This is a genomic window from Oceanispirochaeta sp. (assembly GCF_027859075.1).
GTDB lineage: Bacteria > Spirochaetota > Spirochaetia > DSM-2461 > DSM-2461 > Oceanispirochaeta.
Genome location: NZ_JAQIBL010000161.1, coordinates 1 through 8,838, shown reverse-complemented (window position 1 = coordinate 8,838; position 8,838 = coordinate 1). Strand labels below are relative to the sequence as shown.

Annotated in this window: 8 protein-coding genes; 5 read left to right on the top strand and 3 right to left on the bottom strand. The window is 46.3% G+C overall.

Going from position 1 to position 8,838, the window contains the following annotated elements; genetic code table 11:
• Both PF479_RS08900 and PF479_RS08895 read right to left on the bottom strand, forming a co-directional pair.
• A partial coding sequence (locus tag PF479_RS08900; RefSeq protein ID WP_298005109.1) for an ABC transporter substrate-binding protein occupies nt 1-747 on the bottom strand: 747 nt, incomplete at its 3' end.
• Nucleotides 748-959: 212 nt separating this feature from the next.
• Complete coding sequence (locus PF479_RS08895) at nt 960-2,213, bottom strand: ABC transporter substrate-binding protein (RefSeq protein ID WP_298005106.1); 1,254 nt, start codon at nt 2,211-2,213, stop codon at nt 960-962.
• A gap of 86 nt (nt 2,214-2,299) precedes the next feature.
• Here PF479_RS08895 and PF479_RS08890 point away from each other — a divergent pair, with 86 nt between their 5' ends.
• Both PF479_RS08890 and PF479_RS08885 read left to right on the top strand, forming a co-directional pair.
• Entirely contained in the window at nt 2,300-4,249 is a 1,950-nt protein-coding gene (locus PF479_RS08890) for an AraC family transcriptional regulator (protein ID WP_298005103.1), read from the top strand.
• 70 nt (nt 4,250-4,319) lie between these two features.
• Entirely contained in the window at nt 4,320-5,390 is a 1,071-nt protein-coding gene (locus PF479_RS08885; RefSeq protein WP_298005101.1) for a hypothetical protein, read from the top strand.
• Between the two features lie 160 nt (nt 5,391-5,550).
• On the opposite strand, the gene PF479_RS08880 is transcribed toward PF479_RS08885, so the two are convergent.
• On the bottom strand, nt 5,551-6,615 hold the full coding sequence (locus tag PF479_RS08880) for a uroporphyrinogen decarboxylase family protein (RefSeq protein ID WP_298005100.1): 1,065 nt from the start codon (nt 6,613-6,615) through the stop codon (nt 5,551-5,553).
• 76 nt (nt 6,616-6,691) lie between these two features.
• On the opposite strand from PF479_RS08880, the gene PF479_RS08875 reads away from it, so the two are divergent.
• From PF479_RS08875 to PF479_RS08865, 3 genes are read left to right on the top strand one after another with little or no spacing between them, the layout of a single operon-like run.
• On the top strand, nt 6,692-7,588 hold the full coding sequence (locus PF479_RS08875; RefSeq protein WP_298005097.1) for an AraC family transcriptional regulator: 897 nt from the start codon (nt 6,692-6,694) through the stop codon (nt 7,586-7,588).
• A gap of 56 nt (nt 7,589-7,644) precedes the next feature.
• A complete protein-coding gene (locus PF479_RS08870) occupies nt 7,645-7,908 on the top strand; it encodes a type II toxin-antitoxin system VapB family antitoxin (RefSeq protein WP_298005094.1) in 264 nt (87 codons plus the stop codon).
• Nucleotides 7,898-8,287, top strand: a complete 390-nt coding sequence (locus tag PF479_RS08865; RefSeq protein WP_298005091.1) for a type II toxin-antitoxin system VapC family toxin — start codon at nt 7,898-7,900, stop codon at nt 8,285-8,287. Before PF479_RS08870 ends, PF479_RS08865 begins: the two co-directional genes overlap by 11 nt.
• The last annotated feature ends 551 nt before the right edge of the window (nt 8,288-8,838 follow it).

Genomic DNA, 8,838 nt, shown 5'->3' with positions numbered 1-8,838 from the left:
GAACATTGTCTTCAGCATCCGGGTTGCCTCAATAAAGGCTTCATCCGTAAAATTGGCTTTGCCATTGCTGAACCCGGTCAGTTCGGGTCCGTAGAAGTTGGCCAGGAGTGTTCTATAGGTAAAATCAACTCCGTAGGGGGCTCCGCCGTTGCCCATGACAATCGCGGGAATCCCTGCAGCCTTCAGCTTTTCACATGCCTCCATAAAGGCACTGGCATCACTGAAGTCGGCATTGGGATCAACACCGGCCTTTTTCAGGTTTGCCTTATTGTAGTAGATTCCAATTCCCTGAGCGGTCAGGGGAATGATTTTGATATTTTTATCGCTATCTTTTGTTGAGGAACAGGCTACCCAGGCAGAGTCTGCAATATCATCTTTCCAACTGGCAATGTAACTGTCCAGAGGCAACAGGACCTCTTCCATGTTCCAGATCCTCTGATCCGTATGAGCCATCAGTACATCAGGTCCTATACCGCTGCTGAGAGAGGATGCCAGAATCTCATAATAGTTGTCATGGGGCTGAGCAACATGTTTGATCTCCACACCAGGATTGGCAGTCATATAGAGGGAGTCCATGTCCTTAAGAGCAGAGCCCATGACTTCTTCGCTGTACTTAAAGTCCCAGACGGTGAGAGTGACTTTTTCATCACTCATACCCTTTGATTTTTCTTTCTGACCTCCGGCCATAATCGGCAGGCAGATCCCCAAAAACACAAGTAATACAATAAAACCCTTCTTTATTTTCATCAGGTTCCTCCTAAAATCTATCAAAGCCGATTTGCAGCTTTGACGGGTACCATATTAAGGCCAAAGGGCCTTGATAAGATTGAGTTCATTTTGACCCCGGTCCATAAGATAAGGGTAGTCTCAATTTGAAGGATCAATGACATAAGAGAGGTTCCGTCCCAGTCAGATTGTGCTTTTTCTTCTAAATTCTGCTATTTAGGAAGATTTGTTTATCAATAAAATAGGAGTTCTCTGGCCATTTTCTGAATATAGTCATTGACGGAAATCTCTTTTGTATTGATCAGGAGATCATCCAGGCGGTACTGAAGGTCTCCCACCTTAACTGAGGGGACAAACAGTTCAGGATCTAAGGCAGGCAGATTCAGGGCCTTTTTAATTTCTTTGAGGACGGGATACTCCTCTTCCGGAAGACTCAGGTTTTTCATGGGGATCATCATTCCCAGTTCACTGACAAGGATGTTCTGACTCTCCTGTGAAAAAAGGTGCTTTATATAGGCAAAGGCGTCCTCCTTGTTCTCCGAGTCCTTGTTGATGGCGACCATGATTCCCGCCGGCTGTAAAAGTTGAGCCCCCGGCCTGGACATCCCGGGGTGGTTCAGATTTGGAAAATAACCGATATTCTCTTTACCTAGAGAGTCTGAAAACTGTTTCCAGTTCAGGGTATCCGAGATCAGACCCAGCATCATGGCGGACCCGCCTGAACCGAAGCTGTCGGCTCCATAGCCGAAGTAGGATCTGAAAATCCCCTGGGGATCAAAATAATCTTTGTCCCTCAGCTCCTTGATAAATTCGATGATGACCCTGAACCTGTCAGTCTGTGATCCCCAGCCTTTGTGATAAAATCTTTTGATCTCATCATCTTCAAAAAAGGCGCTGATAAGGGACCTTCTAATAAACTCTGTGGTCAGAGGTCTGTTGTTCCCGGTGGCAATGGGGGTGATCCCCTTTGATTTGAGCACTTCGCAGACCCGGAGGAAGTCCTTCCAGTCTGTCGGTGGATTCTCTGGATCAAGACCGGCTTCGGAGAAAATCTGCTTATTGTAATACCAGCCCATCCCCTGATAAGTCAAAGGAAGAGCCATCAGACGGCCCTCTCTGCTCCGGCAGACATCCAGGGATTCTATACGGATGTCGGGAAAGTCCTCATCCTGATAGGATTCAAGGGGGGTGAGGTAGGATGAATATTCATTGAACTCGGAACCGTGGTGAATCCATAACACATCCGGGCCTGATCCCGCCAGCAGGGCCGCCTTCAGGGCCGGAATATATTCCTGGTCAAAAAATCCTATATGCTCCAGACGTATTCCCGGATGGGCCTCCAAAAAGAGTCTGTCCACCCTTGTCATGGAGATCCTGGTTCTTTCTTCTGTATTCTTAAAATCCCAGACTTTCAGAATCCTTTGATTAAGATCAGCACTTTGGGCTCCTATCCCCTGAGCGAGGAGTGTGAGAGAAATTAAAAACAATAAGATCCTTCTCTTCGAGTGATTTTCGGGGATGATCAATAGAATTCCTTTTGTAGGACAGATGATCCTTATGATAAACTGTCGGGATGAGAAAAATCCACAGTTTTTTTGGACTCTTCATTCTGACCTTTCTGATTCTATGCCTTTTAACCCTTGTCGTCTTATTCAATACGACACAATCCAACAGGATTCAGTCTCTGGCTCTGGAGTCTCAGTCTCTGTTAACAGAGTGGAACCAGTTTGAAAATTTGACATATCTGATACTCCTGGGACGTTACACCGTTTCCGACTCGGATACGCCCCGGATATTGAAAGAATGGTCTACCCGGTACAGAGCTTTTTCAAATTCTCTGGACTCCTTAATCAAAAATGAGGAATCTCAGATGAATCACGACATGCAGAGCCGTATGGCCGGGGCGATGCGGGTCTGGCGCTACACGGAGGTACAGCTTAATAATGCAAGCTATTCTTTTGATCTTATCATCCAGTCAGGATTGAGTGAAAAGGTCATGGTGAACGGATTTCTTCATACCATGTATAAACTGAGAATGCAGAATCAGTTGAGTGCGGAAGAAATTTTTCTTCTCGATGATACTCTCTATGCCCTGGAAGCCCTGGATGATGCAACCAGGGAGTTTGATTCTCTTATCACTTCCATCGTGGAAGACCTTAAAGTGGAAGGTGAAATGTATCTCAAACGAATACGATTTGTGTCCCTGGGGCTCCTGGCCACGGTTCTGCTGATCCTGGGACTCTCTATTCTGATCAACCGTCAGTTGAAGACGGCTCAAAAGAGCCGCAAAATCTACCTTGAGAATACCAGAAATCAGATCCTGCTGGCCTTTTGCCGCAGCAGCACCGAAGAGAACCGGGCTCTTTTTGAAAGCAGGTCGGGTGAGCTCGGGTTCTCGGTCTCCCTTGACCGGCCCCTGTTGCTCCTGATGGTTCAGGTGGATGATTTCTCTACCTTTTCACATACCCTGAATCTGGTGGAACAGCAGACTGTTCTGGAGGGAATCCTCGGATTTTATGAAGAGTCTTTCAGGCTGGAGGGGTTCGGATATGATCATTTTCAATATGGAAATGACTCTCTGATTTTTTTAATCAATCCTTTCAATACAGGACATTTGGGAGATCTGGATGAACTGATCTGGTTTGAACAGATTCGGGACGGGATGGAAAGCATCCATAATGAGTATAAAAAGAAAGGCATTCTTTCCATTACTTCCAGCCTGGGGAACCTGAATACGGATGTTCTGGACCTGGATCATGATTTCAGCGACCTTCTTCAACTCTCGGAATACCGCTTCCTCCTGGGGAAGGGGCAGTTCATCTATATGGGTTCCACCGCACTCCGCTCGATAGAGGATTTTCTATATCCTCAGGACAAGGAGAGACTCTTTGAAGAAGCCGTGAATTCTCTTTCCGAAGAAGATTCATTAAGGACTCTTGATGAGATGATTGATTATGGGAGGACTCATGAACCCCGGGATCTTAGGAGGCTCATTCTCAGACTGACCGCGACTCTCAGTTCCCTGGTGGAACAGCTGCAGAGAACCTACCATCTGCAGGAACATTCAGTGATGACTCCCATGATCTTTCAGGTGCAGAGTCCCGAGACCATTGAGGAAGTCCGGGGAATCCTGGCTGACATTATCATTCAGACCCTGGCTTCCTGCAGAAATAAAAAAGAAGAGAAACATGATCAGACTGTGCTGGATGTAAAAGAGATCATCCAGTCCCAGTTACGTGACTTTAATCTTTCCGCCGAATCCATTGCGGATTATTTCGGGCTCACCACGGCTTATCTGAACAGGCTGTTCAAGTCTCATACAGCCTACAGTATTGCCGGATATATAAATTTCTTCCGCCTGGAAAGAGCCGAGCTGCTCCTCCGGGATAAGAACAACACTGTTGCCGAGATTTGTGAACTTTCAGGATTTTCCAACCAGGGATCTTTCTTCAGACTCTTTAAAAAGAAGTATGGAAGGACTCCCGGGGATTACCAGAAAGAGATGCAGAGAGCAGCCACTTAGATCCTGATCTCTCTATTGTGGAGTAGAACCATGGCTGTTTTCATCTGGTTCTGAGGAAGAGGAGAATGAGATGATAAATGAGCTAATCAAGGGTGTGGATGATCTAAAGCTGAGGCTGGACAGGCAGGATGCCTTTTGGGAGAATGAGATTATTGACCGGCCTGTCATCTCAATATGTGCACCAAAAATACATCAATCTCCTGAGCCTGACAGGCCGGAAGACATCCGCGCTCTCTGGCTGGATGTGGACCTGGCCATTGAAAACCAGCTCTATGAGCTGGACAAGTATGAATACCTGGGAGATGCCCTGCCCGTCGTTTTTCCCAACCTGGGACCCGACCTATACTCTTCCTATTACGGCGGTTCTCTGGTCTATGAAGAGACGACCAGTTATATACAACCCTTTCTGAAACAATGGGAAGATCTGGAGACTCTTTCACCGGACCGGAAGGGTGAAAAATTTATGAAAATTGAGGAGCTCTATGACGCCCTCTTTGACCTGGCTCCCGGACGGTTTTTTGTCGGGTGGCCCGATCTGCATGGGGGTGCCGACTGTCTGAGCGGTATGAGGGGGCCAGAGACGCTCTGTATGGACCTCTACGATGCCCCCCAGGAGATTAAAAAGGGAATAAAGAAAATCACCCCCGAGTTTATTCAGTTGTTTGACTATTATCATGAAAAAACAAAAAGCGCCGGACAGCCCTGCTGCGGCTGGCCCGGTATTGTCTCCCGTAAAAAATGGCACGTCCCCTCCAATGATTTCTCCTATATGATCAGTGAGGAACAGTTCGGGGAATTCTTTCTGGAGGGTATCATTCAGGAGATCCGGGGGACCGAGGCCAGCATCTTTCATGTGGATGGCCCCGGGGTTCTCAAACATCTGGATGTACTCCTTGATATTCCCGAACTCAATGCCATTCAATGGGTCTATGGTGCCGGAAACGGCCGGGCCAGTGATCATCTTCCCATTTATCAGAAGATCCAGAAGGCGGGTAAAGGCATCCAGATCCTGGATGTTGAACCCGATGAGATCCGAATTCTTATGGAGAACCTCAAACCAGAAGGTGTCTGGATCAAGGCTCTGGTGAAAAACCGGGACGAGGGGGAGTATATGCTGAGGGAAGTGGATAAGTGGGTGTAAACTGTAGTTTTATCCCTGGATAATTCCCTCTAAACAAATGCAGCCTCAGGAATCTGTAACCATATCTCTTTGTTCTGGATTCTTTCGACAATGACCGCGGTATTTTTTGGAAGTACTGTTCCCTCTTTAGTAAGGGAAAGCATTACCAGAATGCTTTGTTTCACTTTTCCGGGATGGAGTAGTTCTTCACTGTATCTATCAGAGACATAATATTCTCAACAGGCGTACTGGCTTGTGCGAAATGGCAGGAACAGGGCAAATATCCATCGGGTCCCAGCTCATCCAGGCACAGCTTTGTCTCTGCAGCCACTTCTGCTGCACTGCCAAAGGGCAGTATTTTCTGGTTCTCTACTCCACCATGGAATATGATTTTATCTCCGTATTTTTCCTTAAGGGAACTGCAATCCATTCCCGGGCACACATGCTGAATAGGGTTCAGAACATCCACTCCCGCTTCAATAAGCCGGGGGATGATGGGTTCTGAGGCTCCATCGGTATGAAAGAGGGTTCTGGCACCATAGGAGTGCACCATATCACACCATTTTTTCAACCTGGGAAACAGAAACTCATCAAATGAGTCGGGAGACATGAGCAGGCTGGTTTGAGAACCCATATCATCGCTGACAAAAACAAGGTCGATGGCGCCATTAGCGGCTTCGAGAAAACGCTTCACCATCTCTCCCTGGGAGTCGGCAATGTAATCGAGGGCCTTGTGGAGGAACTCCGGTGCCATCACCGTATCCATCAAGGCCTGTTCCAGACCCCGCATCTGGCAGTACACTTCAAACAGGGACACCCAAGGGCCCAGGGTCACGAATTCTTTTGCCAGTTCTTTAGCCTCGGCTGCCGCTGTGGCATAGTCAAAATCATCGGGATCAGGCCAGGGATAGGCATCCAGCTCCTCCAGAGTTTCCATCCCTTTCAGGGGGTTGAAGCACACTTCTCCGTAGGCGACACCTTCATTGGCTTCGATCTCTTCAAACTTCACACCCCAGTGATTGACTTCCTGATGTTCATTCGGATCTTTCAGAACCACACCATTGTAGGGGATGCCGAGCCAGACGATTTTATCCACATCCAGTTTCCGGTAGATATCCATTTCATCTTCCACCTGAAGCTCGTTCTTGAATTTTTCCACAAGTTCGGGAACCAGCCAGATATCAACGGGAACCCTGTCCGGTTTCTCCCTGTTCAATACGGCTAATACACGTTCTCTTGCATTCATCCTGTTTCTCCTGTAGCTTCTGTTTTTAGATAAGATAAGCCTTTATATGTTGTAAATCTTGGCGTATATTTACAAAATGCAAAGCGAATCTTTACAAGCCATCAAGAGACCTGTCTCATCCTTCAGCAAGGAGCGCCTGGGGAAGTATGGTCTTGCTCTGGAGTATTTTGAGCATTTTGAACAGGGTCAGCATGACTTCCACAGCCATGAGTTTATAGAAATCCTGTATGTCATCAGAGGGCGGTTCAGACATATTACCGCCGGTCAAACCTATGATGAGAGTTCCGGGGGGCTGACCATCCTGAATTTCAGGCAGTTCCACTCCCTGAAAACGGCAGAGGGATCAGTGGAATTGATGAATATCTATATTGACCCGAATCTCACATCCCTTCCTGATCTCCCTGATCCCCTCTCTCAAAAGCTTTACGATCTGATTCCCATTCATCAGGGGTTGGAAAACCGTCTTAACGGCGTTATCCATATGAGTGTCAAAGATCCGGATAAAATGACAGTCTTACTGAAAATGCTGCTCATGGAGCAGGAGTCGGAGGGATGGGGAAGTGAGACAGCTCTTCAGACCCTGTACAAGCTCTTTCTGATAGAATTGTGCCGGGCAGCCCCTGTCATCGAAAAAGATGACCACGTATACAGGTTCAGGATGGAGGCTGTATACGTGGTCTATCTGGAAAAACATTACACCGAATCTGTCCGTCTGGATGATCTGTGTGAGATCAGCGGTCTGAATTCGGCCAACCTCTGCCGCCGGTTTAAAGAGTATACGGGTAAAAGTACGGGAGATTTTTCGAAACAGAGGAGACTGGCAGCGGCCCTTCAGCGGCTTCGTTCTGGCAATGATAAAATCCTCACTGTAGCCGAAGACTGCGGTTTCTCAGATGTATCCCGGTTTAACCGGTTCTTCAGGGACGCTTTTTCCTGCAGTCCCTCGGAGTACAGACGGAGGTTTAACCGATGATGGATTAATTTGATTTTCTGTATATACTATCATATAATTGTATATACGGAGGGCTTATGTCCATCAGTGTAAGGAACCCGAAAGTTGAATATCTGGCCAGAGAGATAGCAGAAGAAATGAATATTTCAATGACTCAAGCTATCCTTGAGGCTCTGGAGGAGAAAAAAAGGTCTCTGGAATTCTCAAAAGAGGCAGATCCTTTTCTCCTGGAGAGGATCAAAGCCATTTCAAATGAATGTGCCTCCCTGCCGGATCTTGATACCAGGAGTCCTGATGAGATTCTTGGATACGATCAGGATGGAGTTTTTCATGGTAATTGATACATCGGCCCTGCTGGCTGTTCTTTTTGCTGAAGAGGATCGGGATGTCTACCTAAGACATCTATGCGGTAGAGAAAGGAAAACCATATCACCCTTAAATGCCCTTGAAGCAGATATTGTTGTTCAATCCAGAAAAGGAGACCCTGGTCATCAGGCTCTGGAGCGAATCCTCTATAACTGTGAGATCGTGATTATTCCCTTTGATTCTGCTATGAGAACACTGGCTTATGAAGGATGGCTCCGCTTTGGTAAGGGGCGTCATCAGGCCTCTCTGAATATGGGAGACTGCTGTGCCTATGCATTAGCCAGATATTTGAATGAACCCTTGTTGTATAAAGGAAATGACTTTGTCAGAACAGACATCCAATCAGTCATTTAAAGCCTGAGAAACTTTCTCTATTATGAATATTCCGGTACATAGACCAGGGTTTTAACCAAACAAGGTATTAAAAAGTCAAAAATTAGACAAAACAAGGCCTTGTTTTGGCTGGTTCCTTCTCATTTGACCACTATCTGGTCTCCGAGGCAGAAGACTTGTTAAAAACTCTTATGATCTGAGTTCTCGAGGGCCCATACTGACTGACAATTTAATATGCGAAAAGCAAATCATGACAGAAATGTTGATGCTTCAGTATTTTAGGTAAATTGTATTTCTGTTGAAGAAAATCGGAAGATACTTGTGTCCATCAATCTGATAGAATACTTGTCCTTATTATTTAATGATGAAAGTTTTCCATATTAGATCAGCTGGTTTCATTAATCCCCGCTCCCAGAAAGTATATTTAATAACACAGCTGTCCAAGATAAAATTGCCTCATAAAAACAGCCCCATTTGACCACTTGAAAAAAAGATTGATTCTGTCCCAGGTTTTGGCTTGTTCAACCACAGCCATATGTCTTTCCTCAGGAATAATAGAATTGGAATCACCG

Bases quoted from the DNA above. Each gene is read 5' to 3' on its own strand.
- PF479_RS08870 (WP_298005094.1), top strand. From the start codon at position 7,645: ATGTCCATCAGTGTAAGGAACCCGAAAGTTGAATATCTGGCCAGAGAG.
- PF479_RS08885 (WP_298005101.1), top strand. From the start codon at position 4,320: ATGATAAATGAGCTAATCAAGGGTGTGGATGATCTAAAGCTGAGGCTG.
- PF479_RS08880 (WP_298005100.1), bottom strand. From the start codon at position 6,615: ATGAATGCAAGAGAACGTGTATTAGCCGTATTGAACAGGGAGAAACCG.
- PF479_RS08890 (WP_298005103.1), top strand. From the start codon at position 2,300: ATGAGAAAAATCCACAGTTTTTTTGGACTCTTCATTCTGACCTTTCTG.
- PF479_RS08865 (WP_298005091.1), top strand. From the start codon at position 7,898: ATGGTAATTGATACATCGGCCCTGCTGGCTGTTCTTTTTGCTGAAGAG.
- PF479_RS08875 (WP_298005097.1), top strand. From the start codon at position 6,692: ATGCAAAGCGAATCTTTACAAGCCATCAAGAGACCTGTCTCATCCTTC.